Source organism: Paenibacillus sp. P36 (assembly GCF_045866505.1).
Taxonomy (GTDB): Bacteria; Bacillota; Bacilli; order Paenibacillales; family NBRC-103111; genus Paenibacillus_E; species Paenibacillus_E chondroitinus.
The window spans coordinates 1,871,179-1,891,006 of record NZ_AP038372.1; the positions used below are offsets into that span (position 1 = coordinate 1,871,179).

Annotated in this window: 16 protein-coding genes; 11 read left to right on the plus strand and 5 right to left on the minus strand. The window is 49.1% G+C overall.

Translation table 11 applies throughout. From position 1 onward, the window contains the following. Window positions 1-59 precede the first annotated feature (59 nt). Together ACKTT9_RS08580 and yhbH are read right to left on the minus strand one after the other, a co-directional pair. Complete coding sequence (locus ACKTT9_RS08580; RefSeq protein ID WP_407871222.1) at window positions 60-1,493, minus strand: SpoVR family protein; 1,434 nt, start codon at window positions 1,491-1,493, stop codon at window positions 60-62. Further along, the gene (yhbH, locus tag ACKTT9_RS08585; protein ID WP_127456711.1) at window positions 1,490-2,647 is read right to left on the minus strand and encodes a sporulation protein YhbH; all 1,158 of its coding nucleotides are present in this window, start codon (window positions 2,645-2,647) and stop codon (window positions 1,490-1,492) included. The genes ACKTT9_RS08580 and yhbH overlap by 4 nt, the downstream gene beginning before the upstream one ends. A 278-nt stretch (window positions 2,648-2,925) precedes the next feature. On the opposite strand from yhbH, the gene ACKTT9_RS08590 reads away from it, so the two are divergent. From ACKTT9_RS08590 to ACKTT9_RS08615, 6 genes are all read left to right on the plus strand, one after another. Then, window positions 2,926-3,183, plus strand: coding sequence for a hypothetical protein (locus ACKTT9_RS08590; RefSeq protein ID WP_407871223.1), 258 nt, complete (start codon window positions 2,926-2,928; stop codon window positions 3,181-3,183). A gap of 285 nt (window positions 3,184-3,468) precedes the next feature. Next, complete coding sequence (locus tag ACKTT9_RS08595; RefSeq protein ID WP_407871224.1) at window positions 3,469-4,512, plus strand: FecCD family ABC transporter permease; 1,044 nt, start codon at window positions 3,469-3,471, stop codon at window positions 4,510-4,512. Further along, on the plus strand, window positions 4,512-5,543 hold the full coding sequence (locus ACKTT9_RS08600; RefSeq protein WP_407871225.1) for a FecCD family ABC transporter permease: 1,032 nt from the start codon (window positions 4,512-4,514) through the stop codon (window positions 5,541-5,543). Before ACKTT9_RS08595 ends, ACKTT9_RS08600 begins: the two co-directional genes overlap by 1 nt. A gap of 29 nt (window positions 5,544-5,572) precedes the next feature. Further along, entirely contained in the window at window positions 5,573-6,424 is an 852-nt protein-coding gene (locus ACKTT9_RS08605; RefSeq protein ID WP_407871226.1) for an ABC transporter ATP-binding protein, read from the plus strand. A 21-nt stretch (window positions 6,425-6,445) separates the two neighbouring features. Next, window positions 6,446-7,279, plus strand: coding sequence for a hypothetical protein (locus ACKTT9_RS08610; protein WP_407871227.1), 834 nt, complete (start codon window positions 6,446-6,448; stop codon window positions 7,277-7,279). A 51-nt stretch (window positions 7,280-7,330) separates the two neighbouring features. Then, entirely contained in the window at window positions 7,331-7,552 is a 222-nt protein-coding gene (locus ACKTT9_RS08615) for a hypothetical protein (protein WP_407871228.1), read from the plus strand. A gap of 106 nt (window positions 7,553-7,658) precedes the next feature. Here ACKTT9_RS08615 and ACKTT9_RS08620 read toward each other — a convergent pair whose 3' ends face one another. From ACKTT9_RS08620 to ACKTT9_RS08630, 3 genes are read right to left on the minus strand one after another with little or no spacing between them, the layout of a single operon-like run. Next, a complete protein-coding gene (locus ACKTT9_RS08620; RefSeq protein WP_407871229.1) occupies window positions 7,659-8,735 on the minus strand; it encodes an aliphatic sulfonate ABC transporter substrate-binding protein in 1,077 nt (358 codons plus the stop codon). Between the two features lie 34 nt (window positions 8,736-8,769). Then, complete coding sequence (locus tag ACKTT9_RS08625; RefSeq protein WP_407871230.1) at window positions 8,770-10,134, minus strand: LLM class flavin-dependent oxidoreductase; 1,365 nt, start codon at window positions 10,132-10,134, stop codon at window positions 8,770-8,772. A gap of 51 nt (window positions 10,135-10,185) precedes the next feature. Then, a complete protein-coding gene (locus ACKTT9_RS08630) occupies window positions 10,186-11,547 on the minus strand; it encodes an LLM class flavin-dependent oxidoreductase (protein WP_407871231.1) in 1,362 nt (453 codons plus the stop codon). Window positions 11,548-11,904: 357 nt separating this feature from the next. Here ACKTT9_RS08630 and ACKTT9_RS08635 point away from each other — a divergent pair, with 357 nt between their 5' ends. The 5 genes from ACKTT9_RS08635 (at window position 11,905) to ACKTT9_RS08655 (ending at window position 19,823) form a co-directional block, all read left to right on the plus strand. Continuing rightward, window positions 11,905-12,684: an ABC transporter ATP-binding protein gene (locus tag ACKTT9_RS08635; protein ID WP_157323111.1), complete on the plus strand. Its 780-nt coding sequence runs from the start codon at window positions 11,905-11,907 to the stop codon at window positions 12,682-12,684. Between the two features lie 30 nt (window positions 12,685-12,714). Then, window positions 12,715-13,590, plus strand: coding sequence for an ABC transporter permease (locus ACKTT9_RS08640; protein ID WP_407871232.1), 876 nt, complete (start codon window positions 12,715-12,717; stop codon window positions 13,588-13,590). A 238-nt stretch (window positions 13,591-13,828) separates the two neighbouring features. Then, a complete protein-coding gene (locus ACKTT9_RS08645; protein WP_407872991.1) occupies window positions 13,829-16,159 on the plus strand; it encodes a helix-turn-helix domain-containing protein in 2,331 nt (776 codons plus the stop codon). Window positions 16,160-16,272: 113 nt separating this feature from the next. Next, complete coding sequence (locus ACKTT9_RS08650; protein ID WP_407871233.1) at window positions 16,273-18,660, plus strand: glycosyl hydrolase family 95 catalytic domain-containing protein; 2,388 nt, start codon at window positions 16,273-16,275, stop codon at window positions 18,658-18,660. 308 nt (window positions 18,661-18,968) lie between these two features. Further along, window positions 18,969-19,823 (plus strand): ABC transporter permease subunit, encoded by an 855-nt coding sequence (locus ACKTT9_RS08655; RefSeq protein ID WP_127456771.1) that lies wholly within the window; start codon window positions 18,969-18,971, stop codon window positions 19,821-19,823. Window positions 19,824-19,828 lie beyond the last annotated feature (5 nt).

Below are 19,828 nucleotides of genomic sequence, written 5' to 3' on the forward strand. Positions count from 1 at the left end.
TCAAATTCAAAAACCTCCAAAGCCACAAGGCTTGGAGGTTTTTATCTTTCCGCTCTACACTACAGAAATCTGCGATGATGCTTCTTACCGTCAAAAGAGAACAAAACTGGCTTCTCTTCCACGACCGTATGCATATGGATGGACTTACCCCAGAGCTTGTAAATATAGGGAAGGGTCCGTTCGACGTATTTGAGATCCAGCTCGACGCCTTCGTAACAATGCTTCAAATACAGTTCGCCATTGCGCTGATAGTCGCCATCTTCCACGACAATATACGGGAACCCTCCGTTGACACGCGATGCGAATAGCTGATCCCGCGTATTCTCCCATGTTTTATCCGTGATTTTCCACTCAGGACCTTTCTTCTCAAAAACGTATAAATCCAGTTCCTCCACTAACGGTTTGTTCAAATAGTTCCGGATGAAGGAGGTATCGGATTCGTACTCGCGCACCTCGAACATTTTGCTCCGGCCTTCGCCTTTTTTACGGCCTTGCGTCCGTATTTCCTCTTCGGTCGGATTATCCCAGTGCTTTTCGATGTCTTCGAAAATTTTCACGCCCAAATAATACGGGTTCAGCGTATGACGGGAGGGCACAACGACAGACGAATTGAGTTTGGAGTATTCAATCGTCTCTTCTTCGGTCAAATCAAGCTCGCGCAAAATGCGTTGATGCCAGTAAGAAGCCCAGCCTTCGTTCATGATTTTGGTCTCCAACTGCGGCCAGAAGTACAGCATTTCATCGCGCAGCATAGTCAAAATATCCCGCTGCCAATTCTCCATATAGGGCGCATTCTCTTCAATAAAGAGCAGGATATCCTTCTCGGGCTTTGGCGGGAAGCGCTTGACTTCCTCTTTATCCGTTGAAGGAGCGGGTTTACTTTTAGCATCCAAACTCCATAAATCCTCATAACCGTAAGTCGCTTCCGACTTCGCAGCGGGGGTTGAGGCTTTGTTGGTTTCTTGGCGATCGCGCGTCTGCCTGTAAGAAAGGGTGAGCACAGGATCAATATGTTCCTGAATGGCGAGTACCGCGTCAATGAATTGCTCGACTTCGTCAATACCGTACTCGATTTCATATTGTCGGATACGTTCGGCGGTGGCGGACATGCTTTCGACCATGTTGCGGTTCGTTTTGGAGAAGCGGACGTTATTTTTGAAAAAATCACAGTGCGCCAGCACGTGAGCGACGATGAGTTTGTTTTGAATGAGCGAGTTGCCATCCAGTAGAAAAGCATAGCAAGGGTCGGAGTTGATGACCAGCTCGTAAATTTTACTTAACCCCAGGTCGTATTGCGTCTTCATGCGGTGAAAATTTTTCCCGAAGCTCCAATGGCTATAACGGGTTGGCATTCCATAAGCCCCAAACGTATAGATAATTTCGGCGGGACATATTTCGTACCTCATGGGATAGAAGTCGAGCCCAAACCCTTTGGCAATCTCCGTTATCTCATCAATGGCGTATTCAAGCTGCTGAATTTCGGATTTACTCACGGAACAGCCACTCCCTCCTGCTTGGTAAAAAAGGTTTTCAACGCTTTGTAAACTTCGCCTTTTTCGCGAATGACATAATGCAGAAATTTAGGATCGTGAATATGGCGAAAAGCGGACATCAGCGTGGAGCTGCGGTTATATTGGTTGACCTCTCCGTAACCAAACATGTTGCAGCGCTCCATTAATTGGGAGATGAGCTTCACACAGCGTTCGTTATCCGACGTTAAGTTGTCTCCATCGGAGAAATGGAACGGATAAATATTAAACTGAGAAGGCGGGTACCTTTTATCAATAATATCGATGGCGGTTTGGTACGCGGAGGAGCAGATCGTACCGCCACTTTCGCCTTTTGTGAAAAATTCTTCTTCCGTAACCTCTTTGGCTTCCGTATGGTGAGCAATGAACACAATTTCCACGTTTTCGTATTTGGTACGCAGAAACCGCGTCATCCAGAAGAAGAAACTGCGTGCAATATATTTCTCAAAGGACCCCATGGAGCCTGACGTATCCATCATGGCGATGATGAGGGCATTCGAGTGCGGCTTCTCGACCTCATCCCACGTTTTGAAACGAAGGTCATCGGGGCTTATATGGTGAATACCCGGCGAATTCGAGCGTGAATTCCGGCGTAAATTCTCAATGATGGTGCGCTTTTTATCGATGTTGGACATGATGCCTTTTTTGCGGATATCATTGAAAATCACTTCTGTGGTCGTCATGTTGCGCTTCTCTTTTTTCTGCAGATTCGGCAGCTCCAGCTCAGAGAACAGCATCGCTTGCAGCTCCTCCATGCTGACTTCGGCCTCATAATAATCTTCACCGGCCTGATCGCCCGCGCCTTCGCCTTTCCCAGGTCCTTGAGCTGGCTGAGGGTCGGTTCCAAGCACATCACCCACTTGCGAGTCGCCGTCGCCCTGTCCGACATGTTTCCCTTTGTTAAAGTTATACCGAAAACGGTACTCATCCAGACTCTTAATAGGTACCTTCACAACCTGCTTCCCGTTGGACATTACAATGCTTTCATCTGTAACCAAATCAGGGAGGTTCTGTTTAATGGCATCTTTGACCTTCTCTTGGTGTCGGGTTTGATCTTGGTACCCTTTACGGTGCAATGACCAATCCTCACGGGAAACGGTAAATAGGGGTTCTGTCATGTTGACACCTCCTTGGGGGTGATCTTCCTAGGCAAGTAGCAGCTTACCCTTATCGTATGGCATGCACAAAGCAATGATTTAGATGTGAAAAAAAGCTTGTTACTAAATATATTCAAGAGCGTGGGGGATATGTGGTGAATGTAGTTGTAATTTATCTAAAAAGAAAGTGAGCTTTGTAATAGCCGTACTAACAGGAGCACGAATTCATAAATTACGTACTACTATAGATTTATGTTATTATTAAGCTAAGAGTTAATATAAATTGGTGGTGATAAATAATGGAGAAAGTAAATAACTCCGAAGAGCTTATGGAAGCCATTATCAATATGGATAGCGAGCATTCAGTTCGTCAATTTCATATACCTGGAAAAGGAAAATTTACCGTTGTTCTTCAAGAGGAAGATCACCTCTCCATTAGTTCTGAAGTTAAGTCTAATTCAGATCTTAAGCGCATGATTGATGAAAGTCGTGAAGAATATAAACAAGGTAAGGGAATGTCCACTACTGAGCTTTTGAAATCATTGTCTCCTAGATGACATATTTACCATTGTTGCTGTTTTATTTCCTGGTGAAAAGTAAATGACCCATTGAATTAATAAAAAAAGCCTGCTTGATCTCCTGCAGCGACTTCGCGTCGGAGATCAAGCAGGTTTTTTAGTTATTTCCGAAATACCCATAGAACCTGACGTATCTACACCAAATAAAGAATGAAGTCAATTTAACAATGATAATCATTATCATCTGTGCTATAATGTTTTTCATGAGTAAGATGAAGCTGATTTCATCTTGATTGGGGTACATATCGGAAGGGGATTATGTTCATGCGTTCAACTGCAGCATCAACCGATGCTCCACGTCCTAAGCTGCGAAGCCGACCGCTTGTAGCTTCATTTATTATTTTCGGAGGGTTGGCTGCTTTACTGCTCGGTCTTGCTGTGTCCGTATCGGTAGGAGCGGCTGATATTAAGCTGTCTACCGTTTGGGAAGCCGTATTTCGTTTCAACCCGGATTTAACCCAGCATCAAATCATTAAGGAGTTGAGACTGCCTAGGGCGTTGGCCGGAGCGCTGGTTGGCATTGGATTTGCTGTTTCTGGCGCAATTATGCAAGGAATGACACGGAATCCGCTTGCTGATCCGGGTTTGCTCGGGATTAATGCTGGAGCAGGCTTTGTGCTTGCGCTTTGTTTTGCTTTTTTCCCGGGGCTGCCCTTTCATTATTTGATTTTGTTCTCCTTCGCAGGTGCTGCTATCGGTGCTGGGCTTGTTTATGGCGTAAGCTCCATGTCAAAAGGCGGTTTATCCCCCGTACGGCTTGCTTTGGCCGGCGCTGCGGTGAGCGCCTTGCTTTTAGCGCTCAGCGAGGGAATTGCGATTTATTTTCACATTTCGCAGGACTTGGCGTTCTGGTATGCCGGTGGCGTAGCTGGAACGAAATGGCTGCAAATCAAAATCGTCTGGCCATGGATTCTCGGCGGCATCATCGGTGCGCTTGTAATAGCCAGATCGATTACGGTGCTGAGTCTGGGTGATGAAATTGCTGCAGGACTAGGGCAGCGCACGGGCTGGGTGAAAGCGGCTGGCATGCTGCTGTCTCTTGTGCTCGCAGGAACATCGGTATCGGCTGTTGGTTCTATTGGCTTCGTGGGGCTGGTTATCCCGCATATGGCAAGGGCATTAGTCGGCGTCGATTATCGCTGGATTATTCCCTGCTCGGGCATACTGGGCGCGCTGCTTATGGTGATCGCCGATATTGGCGCAAGGATGATTAACCCGCCATTTGAGACACCAATTGGTGCTTTGATCGCGCTGATTGGCGTGCCGTTTTTCCTCTATTTGGCTCGTAAGGAAAGGAGAGAACTGTAATGGCCTCTCTGGTAGAAATTACAACACGCAAGCGATCAGTCAAAGCCTATACCATGTTAACTATTTTGCTTGTGGCGATCGTGCTTGTTTTTATCATCAGTATGAATACAGGATTCATTCGTTTGTCTCCGATGGATGTGCTTCGCACGTTGTTCGGCCAAGGAACGGATAAACAGGAACTGATTCTTTTCGAATTTCGCCTGCCTCGCATTATTATTTCGGTGCTGGTTGGTGCAGGACTTGCCTTATCAGGTGCTATTCTGCAGGGGCTCTCGCGCAATCCGCTCGCAGATCCAGGGATTCTCGGCATTAACGCCGGCGCGGGGCTTGCGGTTGTGCTGTTCATTTCTTTCTTCCCTGTTAAGCAGGCTGCACCCGTCTACATGATGCCGCTTCTCGCCATGCTTGGGGCCGGAGCTGCAGCAGCATTGATTTATGTTTTGGCCTATAAAAAAGGGTTCGGCATTTCACCGACGAGGCTCGTTCTGGTAGGTATTGCGGTCGCAGCTGGAATCAATGCAGCGATGCTTGTGCTTACGATCAAAATGGATCCTCAAAACTACCAGTTTGTTGCCATTTGGTTGGCAGGCAGCATCTGGGGAACGAATTGGAAGTTTGTGATGGCTTTGCTGCCATGGCTTATTATTTTTATTCCCTATGTCCTATATAAAGCGCAGACCTTGAACGTGCTGCATTTGGGAGATCAGTTGGCAAGTGGGCTTGGGACGTCTGTCGAAAAGGAACGGCTTGGCCTGCTTGCATCGGCTGTTGCTCTTGCAGGAGCTTGCGTTGCTGTTGGCGGCGGCATTGGTTTTGTAGGCTTAATTGGTCCTCATCTTGCCAAACAATTGGTTGGCCCCAAGCATCAGTATTTGCTTCCGGCTTCCATGTTAACGGGAGGTCTCCTGCTGATAGTGGCAGATACGCTGGCCCGCTGGATTCTACAGCCAAGTGAAATTCCAACCGGCATTGTCGTAGCTGTCATCGGCGCTCCTTATTTTTTATTTTTGCTTGCGAAATCCAAAGCTTAAAAAAGCTTATTTTGAGAGGAGACATCCCCATGACTCGTTTGTATACACAGCAAGTAGACATTGCTTACGACGATCGTTTGATTGTCAGCAACTTGAATTTATCCATACCTGATGCCAAAATCACAGCACTTGTTGGCGCCAATGGCTCAGGCAAGTCCACGATTTTGAAATCACTTGCGCGTATTATGAAAATAAAAGGCGGCCAGGTGTACCTCGACGGGAAATCGATCCACCAACGGACGACGAAGGAAGTCGCACGGGAACTGGCGATTTTGCCGCAGAATCCGACTGCGCCTGAGGGCTTGACGGTGAGCGAATTGGTTTCCTACGGAAGATTCCCGCATCAGAAAGGCTTCGGCTCTATGACGAAGGAAGATAAGGAAACGATTAGCTGGGCAATCGAGGTTACCGGTATGATGCCATTTGCCGATCGGCCGGTAGATCAACTGTCCGGCGGTCAACGCCAGCGGGCGTGGATTGCCATGGCACTGGCGCAGCAGACCGACATTCTTTTCCTGGATGAGCCGACGACGTTCCTGGATATGGCGCATCAGCTTGAGGTACTGAAGCTGCTTCAAAAGCTGAATAAGGAAGAAGGAAGGACCATTATCATGGTCGTTCATGACCTGAACCATGCGACTCATTATGCGCATCACATGGTCGCGATTATGCAGGGCAAGGTCGTAAGCGAAGGGACGCCGGAGGAGGTAGTGACGCAGCCGGTGCTTCGCGAAGTTTTCGGCATTGAGGCGGATATCGTGAAGGATCCGCGCACGGGTGTGCCGCTTTGTATTCCTTATGATCTGGTGGGTACAGAGAAAAAGGAAAAATCGGAGCCAGAATTAGCTAGAGCCACGGTGGCGGCTGGCGAATCTCGCTAAAAAGTTGAAGGAGGCCAGATCATGCATTTATCTTTACAACATGTTCTCGCGGAGCAGTTCGGGGTTACTACGGAGTCGCATCCACAACCGTTATTTACGATAGCAGGCAGCCGCCTCTCTACAGTGGACGGTATGCGGGAATTAATTAGCGCTTACTCACCGCTAATGAAGGCGCTTGAGCCTGCGGCGGCTTGTGTGTATTTTATGAGCAGGCTAGGTATTTTGAACATGGCTGTGCATGGCATGATGTTGAAGGATGAGTTGATCGATTTGGCTCCGGAGCTTTGGACGCTGCAAATCTACATGCACAAACAAGGATATGCAGAGTTTCGCTATGTGCTTGATGATATTCGGCAGCTGGAAGGACCGCGAGAGGGAGAACGCAGTGCATGGCGCAAAGAGCACTTAAGCCACTGGTATGGTACTCACATTCGACCCATTGTTGAAGCGGCTTCCTTGGCTGCCGATATGGATATCACCCATTTGTGGAAGTTGTTTCCGACACGGATGCGTTATATGTTCGACCGTTTGAAAGAGCAGGCCGGTTCGGAGCAGGAGCAGCTGCGCATCGAGGAGGAATGGACGTTTGTTTCGCGAGAGCTAAACGGCCAGGTTTTCGGACGTGCGGGAAATCCGCTGAACGTTAAGTTCGTCTACCTGGATTACCCGAGCGCTCCCGGTGAACCGGATACTCAGGTGCGGATGAAGTCGGGCTGTTGCATGTTTTACTGCACGGAAGGCGGCTACTATTGCTACACATGTCCTCGGCTGAAACCGAGTGAACGCGAAGAGCGCAAGGTGCAGATCAGGGAGAAGATGGCACTGGAAGCTGCGTCTAAGGCGGCTGCGAAATAGCACAGTAGATTGGAGGTTATCTGATTTAGTCAGAAGTAATGACGGAATCAGATGGCCTCTTTTGTTTGGCTGCAGCTGTCCGCGGAAAATAAGGGAATCTGCGGCCGTTATTTTGGCGAAATCAGCCGTTTCCGCGTTTTTGCGGAACTACAGGGCTTTATTTGCCTGCCAATCTCCGTTTTCCTTGCGAAACCGGAGAAATACTGGACGCTAGTTCCCTTCAGCTCCGAAATGGCCACTTTTCGGCGAAATAGCGGCCTGCAGTGGCGTTAATTATAAGTAGTATGCCCGACGGGACAATCCGAAGAAGGCGCCTCAGTTAATACACAAAACAAAAGGCCACCCGCAAGTAGAGTATCTACTTTAGGCAGCCTTAAGCTTACTTTTTCAACGCTTGATCTATGAATTTGCTCTCAAGGACCTGTGACGTGTCGAGCTTCTTATTAATGGCGCCGACAGATTGCAGGAAGTCAGCCTGCTCCTGATGCGCTTTGGCGAATTCCGGTGTAATCGAAGAGAGGATCGGGAATGTGTTTTTCAAAACATCGACAATGATGGCTTTGTCCAGCTTCTGGGATTTGGACAGTTCATCCGCGATTTCATCCTGATGGTCGACGTAATATTTACGTGCTTCTTCATACGTTTTGAGGAAAAGCACGGTCAGATCCGGATGCTCCTGTGTAAATTTGGTGCGGGCAATCAGGAAAGAGGGAGCGTTGATATTGAGATTTTCGCCGGTGACCAAAATCGTTGCTCCCGTTTGGTACACGGCCGTAGTCGCATAAGGCTCCCAAATGGACCACGCGTCGATGGCGCCGCTGTCAAGAGCGGGTCTCGCTTCATCGGGTTGAAGCTGAATAACTTTGACGTCATCGCCCTTTAACCCGGCCTTATCGATGGCCATATACAGGAAGTTATAGGCGCTGCTGCCTTTGGCTACGGCGACTTTTTTGCCTTTCAAATCTTTTAGTTCCTTGATGGGACTATTTTTCGGCACGATAATCATGTTGCCTTTTTTGCCGTCGCTTGTCACCGCGATGCCTTTGAAATCAACCCCGCCGACTTGCCCCGAAATGAGGGGAGTTCCGCCGGTGGCGCCAAAATCGAGTCTGCCTGCCGCAATCGCCTCGAAGTGCGGAGGACCGCTGGCGAATTCGTTCCATTTGACTTCAGCGCCGGCAGCCTGGAATGCTTTTTCGAAGTATCCCTTCTCACGAGCGAAGTTCAGGACGCCTGTTTTACCTTGGATGCCAATGTTTACAACGACCTTCTCTTTCGAAGCAGTCGAGGGAGTAGCTGCCGCACTGCTGCTTTGCGCAGCGGAGGTTCCGCTTGGAGCGGCAGTTCCGCCGTTTGTCGGAGCGCCCGCCGTTTTGGCGCCGCATGCGGACAAAAGTACTAACGTAACAATGGTCAGGAAGGATAAGCTTTTATTATAAAATGATTTCTGTTTCATACGGACATGACCCCTCTCGTGGTAACGCTATAATTTAGTGAACAGATGTGGCCGAGCGCTGAGCAAAGCGATTCGCAGGCTCAGTCAAACCGAGATGATCGCGCAGCGTAGTTCCCGCGTAATCTGAGCGGAATAAGCCGCGCCGCTGCAATTCGGGAATGACCAGATCGACGAATTCATCCAGTCCGCCAGGCAAATAAGGCGGCATAATGTTGAAGCCGTCGCAGGCTTTATTCACGAACCATTCTTCCAATTGGTCCGCAATTTGGACCGGCGTTCCAGCGATGGTTCGATGTCCGCGGGCCCCGGTCACCCGATGGATGAGCTGGCGAATCGTGAGCTGCTCTCTGCGCGCCATATCCAGCAGCAGCTGGTAGCGGCTTTTGCCGCCATTAATCTCGGTGGCATCCGGCAATTCAGGCAGCGGTCCGTCCAGCGGATAGCCGGAAAGATCGACTCTCAGGATGTTCTGCACCATCCCCAGCCCAACGGCAGGGAGGACAAGATCCTGAAATTCGGCTTCCTTCGCTTTCGCTTCTTCTTCTGTCGCGCCGATGAAGGGCAGGACGCCAGGCAATATTTTCAGTTCGTCCGGCGAACGTCCATAAGCGGGAAGCTGCCCTTTAAGGGAGGCGTAAAAGCTTTGTGCTTCTTCCAGTGTCTGCCAAGCTGTGAATACGACCTCTGCCGTCTGAGCAGCAAAGGCTTGACCCGTCGTGGAAGAACCGGCCTGCACGACAACGGGACGTCCCTGCACTGAACGGTGAACGTTCAAGGGACCGCGCACGGAAAAATGTTCACCAACATGATTGATCTCATGAACTTTATCCGGATCAGCGAATTGGCCGGTTGCTTTATCGATAACGAGCGCGCCTTCTTCCCAGCTATCCCAGAGAGCGGTTACGACATCAACGAATTCCTTGGCCCGCTCGTAACGGAGGGAGTGATCCAAATGATGGTCGCGCCCGAAGTTCTTGGCGGTATTTTCCATGCTGGTTGTGACGGCATTCCAGCCTGCCCGCCCTCCGCTTAAATGATCGAGGGAAGCGAACTTACGCGCCACGTGAAAGGGCTCGCTGTAGGTCGTCGATACGTTTCCGACTAGCCCGATCTTCTTGGTGACCGAAGCCAGTGCAGATAGCAGGGTCAAAGGTTCCGCCCGGACCGGCAGCGTATACTGGACAGCTCGGTTCAGCGGCTCAGGCAGTACGGGGATATCTTCGATAAAAACAAGATCGAATTTCCCTCGCTCTGCTGTTTGGGCAAATCGCTTGTAGAAATCAAGCTTCAAAAGCCCGCCTGTATCTGTAAAAGGATAACGCCAAGCCGCGATATGATGCCCAACGCCAAATATAAAAGCCCCCAGATGAAGCTGTCTTTGCCCATGGTTAGTTCCCATTGATACATTCCCCCAATTCTCAATGCTTACGTATCACTTATCATTTATTACTTAATATCTACTTACGGATTCAGCCTTCTGAAAACGGCTCTGCGGTCTAGTCAGCCCTAGATGATCGCGCAAGGTTGTTCCTTCATATTCGGTACGGAACAGCCCTCTTCGCTGAAGCTCAGGAATGACGAGTTCTACGAATTCTTCCAAACCTCCCGGCAAATAAGGCGGCATGATATTAAAGCCGTCGCAAGCGCCACCTTTGAACCATTCTTCCAGCTGATCGGCGATTTGGACCGGCGTGCCATAAATGGTGCGGTGACCACGAGCGCCCGTCACTCGGTACATCAATTGGCGGATCGTCAAGCCTTCCCGGCGCGCCATATCGGAGACGAGCTGGAAGCGGCTTTTGCCGCCATTCACCTGCTGCAGCTCCGGAAGATCAGGCAGCGGGCCATCCAGCGGATAGCCGGTCAAGTCAACATTGAGCGATGCAGAAAGCATGGATAGTCCGACGGCAGGCAGCACTTGGGATTGGAGCAGCGCTTCCTTCTCACGCGCCTCTTCTTCGGTTGCTCCGATGACCGGGAAAATGCCCGGCATGATGAGGATGTCGTCCGGCGATCTGCCGTAAGTGACAGCCAGCTCCTTGACGCTGCGGTAAAAGAGCTGCGCCTCTTCTAGCGTTTGCCAAGCGGTGAAGACAACTTCCGCCGTCTCGGCAGCAAGGTGTTTCCCTGTCTCCGATGCTCCCGCTTGAATGACAACGGGTCTGCCTTGCGGTGAGCGCGGCAAGTTCAAAGGACCACGTACAGCGAAAAACTCGCCGCGATGATTCAACTCATGCACTTTGTTGGGATCAGCGAAAATGCCATTTTCTTTGTCTGCCACAATAGCGTCATCTTCCCAGCTGTCCCAGAGGGAGGTGACGACATCAACGAATTCACGGGCTCGTTCATATCTTTTATCATGGGCGAGGTGACGGTCTTGACTGAAATTATGAGCTTCTTCATCGCGGCCTGAGGTCACGACATTCCACGCTGCGCGCCCTCCGCTCAAGTGATCCAAGCAGGAGAACTCACGCGCCAAATTGTACGGTTCATGATACGAAGTAGATACAGTTGCCGCTAATCCGATATGTTCCGTAACACCTGCCAAATAGGAAAGCAACGTGATGGGTTCAGGCCGAACGGTTACGGTATGCTTGATGTTCGTTTTAAATCGATCCACGACCGCAAGTGTGTCTGCGAGGAAAATCATATCGAATTTGCCGCGCTCCGCTGTCTGGGCAAAATGCTCGTAAAACGCATGCTGCAAAATGCCTTGGGCATCTGTATCCGGATAACGCCAAGACGCCACGTGGTGGCCTACTTGAAATAGAAATGCTCCTAAACGCAGTTGTCTCTGCTCAGGTGTACTCATCTTTCATCCCTCCCGAATAATGTCCTTACATATAAGCCCCCGAGTATGCAAAAAGGCTCTCACAAGCTAGCCGCTGATGAGCGGTGCTTGGAGAGCCTTTGGTGGACCAATGGGCTGCATGGGTTATTGATTAGTTATGCTAGCATATTAATTCCGATAAAACAAGTGGGTTATATAAGGATTATAGGATTGACTTCCATTTTTTGTAGTGATATGATCCCCTTATATCCAAGTTAATCACTATGAATTAAATCGTGTCGACCAGATATCTGGAGACTTCCCACCTTCCCCGTAATGGGGTTCTTATGGGAGTCTCTTTTTTTATATTCGAATAAATGACTAAAGGGGGAAAACTTGATGAGCGTACTATCATTAGATATTGATTTGCCAAGCAAATGGTTTCAGACGCCCCAAGGGCACCGGGTTGAAGCACTTCATAACATTCAATTACAAATTAAAGAAGGTGAATTTATAACTATCATCGGTCCAAGCGGCTGCGGTAAAAGCACACTGCTCAAGATCATCGCCGGGCTGGATACCGAACATAACGGAAAAGTACTGCTCGAACAGAAACAGGTAGAAAAGCCTGGTATTGATAAAGGATTTATTTTTCAGGAGCATCGCTTATTCCCTTGGTTGACCGTCGAAAAGAACATCGCCGCCGACCTTAGCTTAAAAGACCCTGACGTCCGGGCACGCGTAGATCGCCTGATTGAGCTAGTGAGGCTGAAAGGTTTTGAGAAATCGTACCCGAGGGAGTTATCGGGAGGGATGTCGCAGCGCGTTGCCATTGCAAGAGCTTTGCTCAGGAATCCGAAGGTGCTTTTGCTCGATGAGCCGTTTGGGGCCTTGGACGCCTTCACGCGTTCACACTTGCAAGAGGTTGCGCTCGACATCTGGGAGAAGAACCGGACAACGATGATCCTTGTCACGCATGATATCGATGAAGCTGTGTTTCTGGCTACCCGAGTCGTCGTGATGGATGCTCGTCCGGGCACGATCCGTAATATCATTTCAGTCGATTTGCCCTATCCGCGAAAAAAGACAACTGTCTCGTTCCAAGAGCTGCGCAAGCTGGTACTGAGTGAATTTGAACCTATTGATGAATTAGAGCTGATCGACAGCTCGGGTATTTAACTAAATGAGAATGAAAGTGAGGGAGCAGCGATGAGTCAAGCCGAAGTTATTGTTGCAAAAAATCAGCCCATATCCCGGACGAAGGCAGCGGAACCACCCGTTTCGACGGAACAGCCCAGCCTTTCAAAGCCGCAAAGGAAAGAAGCCAAATGGGAGCTTGTTGTGCGAGGGAGTATTTTGCCCCTGACCGTCTTAATCCTATGGCAGATTTTCGGGTCATTAGGCATCGTTTCCAAAACCTTGCTGCCCACGCCGTATGCGATAGGCCAGGCTTTTTATGACTTACTCATTAGCGGTGAACTTTTCAGACACGTGAGAATTAGTATTTGGCGTGCGGCTGTCGGCTTTCTGATTGGCGGCAGTTTAGGGCTGGCCTTTGGCCTGCTGGTGGGTTTGTTCCGCAAGTTCGAGCAGACGGTTGATCCTTCTGTGCAGATGCTGCGGACGATCCCGCATTTGGCCATCACGCCGCTCTTTATTCTCTGGTTTGGATTTGGTGAGTTCTCCAAGGTGCTGCTTATTGCGAAAGGGGCGTTTTTCCCGCTGTATGTGCAGACTTTCCTGGGGATTCGGAACGTAGATTCCAAGCTGTTCGATGTCGCTCGGGTGCTGGAATTCAGTAAGTTTAAACAAATTACGAAGTTGGTCTTGCCAGCGGCGCTGCCTAATATTTTGCTTGGCTTACGGCTGTCGATCGGCGTTGCGTGGTTAGGTTTGGTCGTAGCTGAGCTCATGGGCTCAAGCGAGGGAGTTGGCTATTTGATTCTGGATGCCAGACAGTTCTCGCAGACGGCGATTGTGTTTGTTGGGATTTTGATCTTTGCTTTCGTAGGCAAAGGTTCCGATTCCTTGGTACGGATTCTGGAGAAAAAACTATTGAAGTGGCGCGACAGCTTTAACGGGTAATCATATAAAAATCGGGAAAAAAAGAGCCCCAGAGACACCTATCTCAGTCGAAAAGTACCATTTTCGTCAGATAAAAGTCTCCGGAGGCTCTTTTTGGCGTCGGAACCGGCCCGTCTTGGATTTTAGCCGGCCGCCTAATTTCGACAGACAAAATCCAGCTTTTATTTTATGATAGAAGGCGAAATGAAAACGCTTACTCTAATGAGCTCCTACAAATAGATGAGGTGAACAAGTTGTGATGAAGCTGACTTTCAACCTGAAGCTGGAGCATTCCCCCATTTTCAGAAGTTTTCTTGTTTCCTATGTGCTCATTCTGTTTATTCCGATGGTGACGGGGTTCATCTCCTATTATGTTTCTTCGGACATTATTAAGTCCAGTTCGCTTGAAGCAAGCGCAATGATGCTGAACCAAAGTAAAGACGTCTTGGATCGCAGAATGGAAGAGGTTGAGAACATTACAAGACAACTGTCGTTGGACCAGGAACTGAACTATGTGCTGAATCAGCAAGTGGATGTCGATCACTACGACGTTTATGCACTATGGAAGTCATGGCGTAATACGGCGGCTTACAGCTTGACGAACACTTTTCTGGAGGATTTCTACATTTATCTGAACAATTATCATGCTATTTTTACGCCATCCGGTGTGTATGTACGTCCTGATGATTACTTCGACCTGTACCATTACGAGGATGTGGATCCGGTCCAGTGGAAGCAGGGTCTGCTAGGCAATATTCATCGCAGGGAGACGCTGCCTTCAAAGCCTTTTATCGGGAATGGAAAGAAAAGCAACGTCATTACCTATTTGCAGTCGATTCCTTTCGATAGCTTTCAGCATTCGCTCGGTACGGCCGTGATTTTGATTGATGAAAATGAAATCGCCAAAATGCTGGAACGCATTCCGCAGCAGTATGGGGGCTGGGCCTATATCAGCGATAAGGACGGTCATCCGATTGCCAGAGTCGGCATTGATGATGCCCAAATTCGAGCGATGAATATCCCGCAGATGATCGGTCAACAACCTGGGAACATCGTTGAAGGCGAAACGCTGCTTATTTCCTCGAAATCGACCTATAACGGCTGGGTGTATGTTGTCGGCTTGCCCAAAAGCGTCGTTTTGAAGCAGTCGGTGTTCATTGCCAAGGTAACTTGGACGATCACAATTTCAACGTTATTGTTAGGAATTATTGCGGCCTTATTATTTGCCTACAGGAACAGTGCGCCCATCAATCGGATCGTTTCGGTTTTCCGGGAGCAAATTGGCCAAGGCGGGTACAAAGGGAAAAATGCGTTCGATTTTCTGCAAGGAAATATTTCCGACTTATTAGCAAGTCAGCGTTCTTTGGAAGAGGAGCTGAAGCGCCAGCTGCCTTTGTTAGAAGATGCTTTTGTAAAGCGGCTATTGAAAGGGGAATTTGATTCTCTGCAGGAAGTTCAAACATTGATGCATTCCCTGCCAAGCATGAATTTGAAAAATGAAACCGGCCATGTAGCCATCATTCGGATTAACGGTTACAGCGGTTTGGTCAGTCAGGAAATTATTCACGAGCTGAATGCGGCAAGGCTTTTGATCAAAAAATGTCTCGTTGATTTGAGCCGTGTTTTTCAACTCAATGTAACGGATATCGACTCGGATAAAATTGCCATGCTGATGACGCTGAAGGAAGAGGACGCCGAATTGGAAGGGGAGGACATGACGGCTAATTTGTCTGGATTGTTTGAACAACTGAGAGAATATGTGAAAGAGGAGTACCGGATTCAAATGACGGTGGCCATTGGCGGCAGCTTCCAGTCCCTTTCCGACAGCAGCCGCTCCTTTGAGGAAGCGAGGGGTGCGCTTGATTATTCGGTTTTTATGGAAGAGGCGGAAACGATCTGGTACCGGGATGTGATCAAGGAATCAACGAGCTACTACTACCCGATTGATATGGAGCTGCGGATGCTGAATGCGGTCAAGATCGGCGAGCTGCAAGAGGTTCATCGCATTTTTGAACAGCTGCTGGCACAGAACTTCACAGAACGGCAGCTATCGGCGGAGATGGTTCAGCAATTATTCGGCGAGTTGAAAGGGACGTTCTTTAAGCTGCTGCAGCACAGTCCCTTCACGGATCAAGCTGTGTCGCAAGGGCTGAAAACGCGGATTGAGCATTTGCAGCTCTCCGCCAGCCTCGATCGATTCCGCAATGACATTCTTGAGCTGCTCGAAGCGTTCTGCAGTAGAGTGCTTAAGAAAAAAGAGGATAGTACGGGGGAAATGATCAACAAAATTGTGGATTTCCTGGATCAACATTACTCAGATTCCGATTTGAATCTGTATAAGATTTCGGTTGACGTCGAGCTGCCGGAGAAGTACATTTCCCAGTTATTTAAGGATCACACCGGTGAAAATTTATCGGACTATTTAGAGAAGATTCGGATTAAAAAAGCGACGGATCTTCTGTTTAATAGCCAACATACGATCGATGAAATTTCGCAATATGTCGGCTATAATAGCGCGCATGCGTTCCGGCGAGCTTTCAAGCGCGTATCAGGCGTTTCCCCGAGCTTTTACCGAAAAACGGTCAATTAAGGCGGTTTTTGCATAGGCGTACCCTTGTGATAGAAGTGTACCTATACAGGAGGTCCGTTTTGTGATTAAGTGGGGGAGTTCATGATTTCATTCGTAAAAAGGAGCTGTTAACTTTGAAATTACGTTATCAAAGCTACGCCAAAGCATGGACGGAAGCGCTTCCTATCGGGAACGGCCGACTCGGGGCCATGGTTTTCGGCGAACCGGAAGTCGAGCATTTGCAGCTGAATGAAGATACGCTTTGGTCAGGCCGTGGGCCTGTTGACGGAAACAATCCGAATGCGAAAAACGTTCTAGCGGAAGTTCGCGAACTCCTTGCAGAAGGTCGCTACGAGGAAGCGGACAAGAAGAGCAAGGGGATGATGGGGCCATATAACCAATCCTATATGCCGCTTGGCGATCTTTATTTGAAATTTCTCCACGGGGGCGTGGTTCGAGCCTATGAGCGCAATTTGGATTTGACGAGTGCCATCACCAGGGTGGAGTATCGCATTGGGGAAATCGTGTATAAACGCGAAATGTTCGCTTCATATCCGGATGGAGTCATTGTAATTCGTCTTGAAGCAAGCGCTCCAGGTGCTTTGAATTTCACAGCTCGGCTGGATAGTCCTCATCCGTATCGAACGATCCAAACGGCCGAGCATCTCTTCTTGCAAGGCATCTGCCCGGAGCACGTTGATCCTAACTATTACAACCGCGATGAGCCCGTCCTATATGGAGATCCTGAGACAACGGAGGCCATGCGCTTTGAAGGGCGACTTGGCGTTCGTCTGGAAGATGGTACTGCTACCCTTGATCATGATGGCTTGCATATTAGAAAAGCCAGTGCTGTAACGCTGATCTTCAGCGCGGAAACGAGCTTTCAGGGATACGATAAACCTCCAGCAAGGGAGATCGGTGATATGTCCGCCACGAATGAGTTACGCCTGGAACAGGCGCTCAGCAAATCCTATGAGCAATTGCGGCAAGCTCATATTCAGGATTACACCACGCTCTTCAATCGTGTGGAGCTGAACCTTGGCGCTTCTGAGGCACCTGAGGAGATGCCAACGGATCGACGAATTAAGCAGTATGGGGCGAAGGATGCCGGCCTCGTCGAGCTGCTGTTTCAATATGGCAGGTATTTGCTGATAGCAAGCTCACGCGCCGGATCGCAGCCAGCCAATCTCCAGGGCATATGGAACAAAGAATTGAGACCGCCATGGAGCAGTAATTTGACGTTGAACATTAACGCGGAGATGAACTACTGGCTTGCAGAAACGTGCCATTTATCTGAATGCCATGAACCACTGCTCGGCTACATACAGAACTTGTCCACCAATGGGCGGAAAACGGCTGAAACGAATTATGGCTGCCGTGGTTGGGTGGCGCATCATAACGGAGACATCTGGTGCCAGTCAGCGCCAGTCGGGGATTATGGACAAGGTGATCCAGTATGGGCGTTGTGGCCGATGTCAGGGGCATGGCTTAGCCAGCATCTTTGGGAGCATTATGCGTTCACGAAGGATGAGACCTATTTGCGTGAGCACGCTTATCCGATCATGAGAGAAGCAGCGCTTTTCTGTCTGGATTGGCTTCATATGGACGAAAATGGCCATTTGATCACTTCGCCTTCCACCTCGCCGGAGCACAAGTTTGTGACCGCAGATGGGCAAAAGGCTGGTGTGAGCCAAGCAACGACGATGGATATGTCGTTAATTTGGGATTTGTTTACGAATAGCATCGAGGCTGTCGATGTGCTGAAGCGGGCGGAGGATGAGTCCCTTAGAAACGAGATAGCGGCAGCTTTAGAGAAGTTGAAGCCGATGCAAATCGGCAAGCACGGCCAGCTTCAGGAATGGTCGGTGGATTGGGAGGATGAGGATGTCCATCATCGTCATGTGTCGCACTTGTTCGGCATTTATCCTGGACGTCAATTGACGGAGCAGGGAACGCCGGAGCTGTATCAGGCTGCGCGAAATTCCTTGGAGCGGCGCGGGGATGGCGGCACAGGGTGGAGCTTGGCTTGGAAAATCTGCTTATGGGCGCGTTTCCAGGATGGAAACCGCACGCTGCAGCTGATTTCCAATCTGCTTCAGCTAGTGGAGGAAGATGCTACGAACTATCATCGTGGTGGCGTTTATGCCAACTTGTTCGATGCGCATCCGCCTTTCCAAATTGACGGCAACTTCGGATTTACCGCCGGTGTGGCGGAAATGCTCGTCCAATCGCATGCCGGCGAGATTGCCTTGCTGCCTGCTTTGCCAGAAGCGTGGCCGAATGGCTATGTGAAGGGACTTCGAGCAAGAGGAGCAATAGGCGTTAGTCTCTCATGGGAGGGCGGCGCTCTTAAAGAAGCGGAGATCGAAGTGCAGGTAGGTGGCAGCTGCCACATTCGCACCAAGGAAACTTCGCTCATGGTTGAATCGAATGGCAAGCCAGTACCTTTTGAACGTGTGACGGAGGGAGTCATCCGTTTCGATACGGAGGCAGGTCAAACGTACATGCTGCGCAGTGTATAAAGGCTAATAACAGAACGGCGGGTTCCATCAGGACCTGCCGTTTGGCATTCTTCTGAGAAATGTACCTGTCAGATGCAAGTGTACCTTTTCAATTTTTGGCGGATGTACGCATCATTTTGAGATGTACCTTTACGCTGATGGGGAAAATGTGGTCTTGTATAGATAGAAAGCGCTACCAAACAGGAGGGATTGATCTGGATACCGTATCCGTCAGAGAAACACGCGCTCCGAGTGTGACCAAGAAGAAGTCCAGGCTGTGGATGGAGGCGAGCAAGAGCTTTCGGAAGCACTGGCAGTTCTATTTACTTATTATACCGGCTGTTCTGTACTTCCTTATCTTTAAGTATATTCCAATGGTGAACGCCGTCATCGCTTTCAAGGATTACAGCGTTGTCAAAGGAATTTGGCACAGCCCTTGGGCCGGGCTCAAGCATTTCCATCTCTTCTTCAATAACCCGCAATTTTGGGTGTTGATCAAAAACACGTTATTCCTTAGTTTATATCAGATCGCAATCGGATTTCCCGTTCCGATCTTACTCGCTTTGGCGCTAAACGAAATCCGTAATGGTTTTTTCAAAAGAGCCGTGCAACTCGTCACCTACGCGCCTTACTTCATTTCAACCGTTGTTATGGTTTCCATGATTATGCTGCTTCTCTCCCCGAGATTAGGCGTGATCAATATCATTTTGCAAAGCTTTGGCATAGAATCGATTAACTTTCTTGGCATCCCGAGCATGTTCCGTAGTGTTTACGTATGGTCTGATGTATGGCAAGGCGCAGGGTACTCAGCCGTGATTTATTTGGCCGCATTGGCCGGGGTAGACCCGTCGCTGTACGAAGCGGCAAAAGTGGATGGAGCTTCTCGATTTCAGAAAATCATCCATATTGATATACCTGGCATTATGCCCACAGCCGTCATCATTTTGATATTAAGTGTGGGTAACATCATGTCCGTCGGATTTGAAAAAATCTATTTGCTGCAAAATCCGCTGAATCTCGAAACCGCTGAAATTATCGCTACTTATGTCTATAAAATCGGGTTATTGAATGCGAATTTCAGCTTCGCAACGGCAGTTGGTTTGTTCAATTCGGTAGTTAATTTGATTCTGCTTTTGCTGGTTAATGCGATAGCCAAAAGAATTTCTAGTACAAGTCTCTGGTAAAAAGA

Coding starts and splice junctions, on each gene's coding strand:
- ACKTT9_RS08645 (WP_407872991.1), top strand. CDS start 13,829: ATGAAGCTGACTTTCAACCTGAAGCTGGAGCATTCCCCCATTTTCAGA.
- ACKTT9_RS08605 (WP_407871226.1), top strand. CDS start 5,573: ATGACTCGTTTGTATACACAGCAAGTAGACATTGCTTACGACGATCGT.
- ACKTT9_RS08620 (WP_407871229.1), bottom strand. CDS start 8,735: ATGAAACAGAAATCATTTTATAATAAAAGCTTATCCTTCCTGACCATT.
- ACKTT9_RS08590 (WP_407871223.1), top strand. CDS start 2,926: ATGGAGAAAGTAAATAACTCCGAAGAGCTTATGGAAGCCATTATCAAT.
- ACKTT9_RS08630 (WP_407871231.1), bottom strand. CDS start 11,547: ATGAGTACACCTGAGCAGAGACAACTGCGTTTAGGAGCATTTCTATTT.
- ACKTT9_RS08635 (WP_157323111.1), top strand. CDS start 11,905: ATGAGCGTACTATCATTAGATATTGATTTGCCAAGCAAATGGTTTCAG.
- ACKTT9_RS08640 (WP_407871232.1), top strand. CDS start 12,715: ATGAGTCAAGCCGAAGTTATTGTTGCAAAAAATCAGCCCATATCCCGG.
- ACKTT9_RS08610 (WP_407871227.1), top strand. CDS start 6,446: ATGCATTTATCTTTACAACATGTTCTCGCGGAGCAGTTCGGGGTTACT.
- ACKTT9_RS08625 (WP_407871230.1), bottom strand. CDS start 10,134: ATGGGAACTAACCATGGGCAAAGACAGCTTCATCTGGGGGCTTTTATA.
- ACKTT9_RS08600 (WP_407871225.1), top strand. CDS start 4,512: ATGGCCTCTCTGGTAGAAATTACAACACGCAAGCGATCAGTCAAAGCC.
- ACKTT9_RS08615 (WP_407871228.1), top strand. CDS start 7,331: ATGGCCTCTTTTGTTTGGCTGCAGCTGTCCGCGGAAAATAAGGGAATC.
- yhbH (WP_127456711.1), bottom strand. CDS start 2,647: ATGACAGAACCCCTATTTACCGTTTCCCGTGAGGATTGGTCATTGCAC.
- ACKTT9_RS08595 (WP_407871224.1), top strand. CDS start 3,469: ATGCGTTCAACTGCAGCATCAACCGATGCTCCACGTCCTAAGCTGCGA.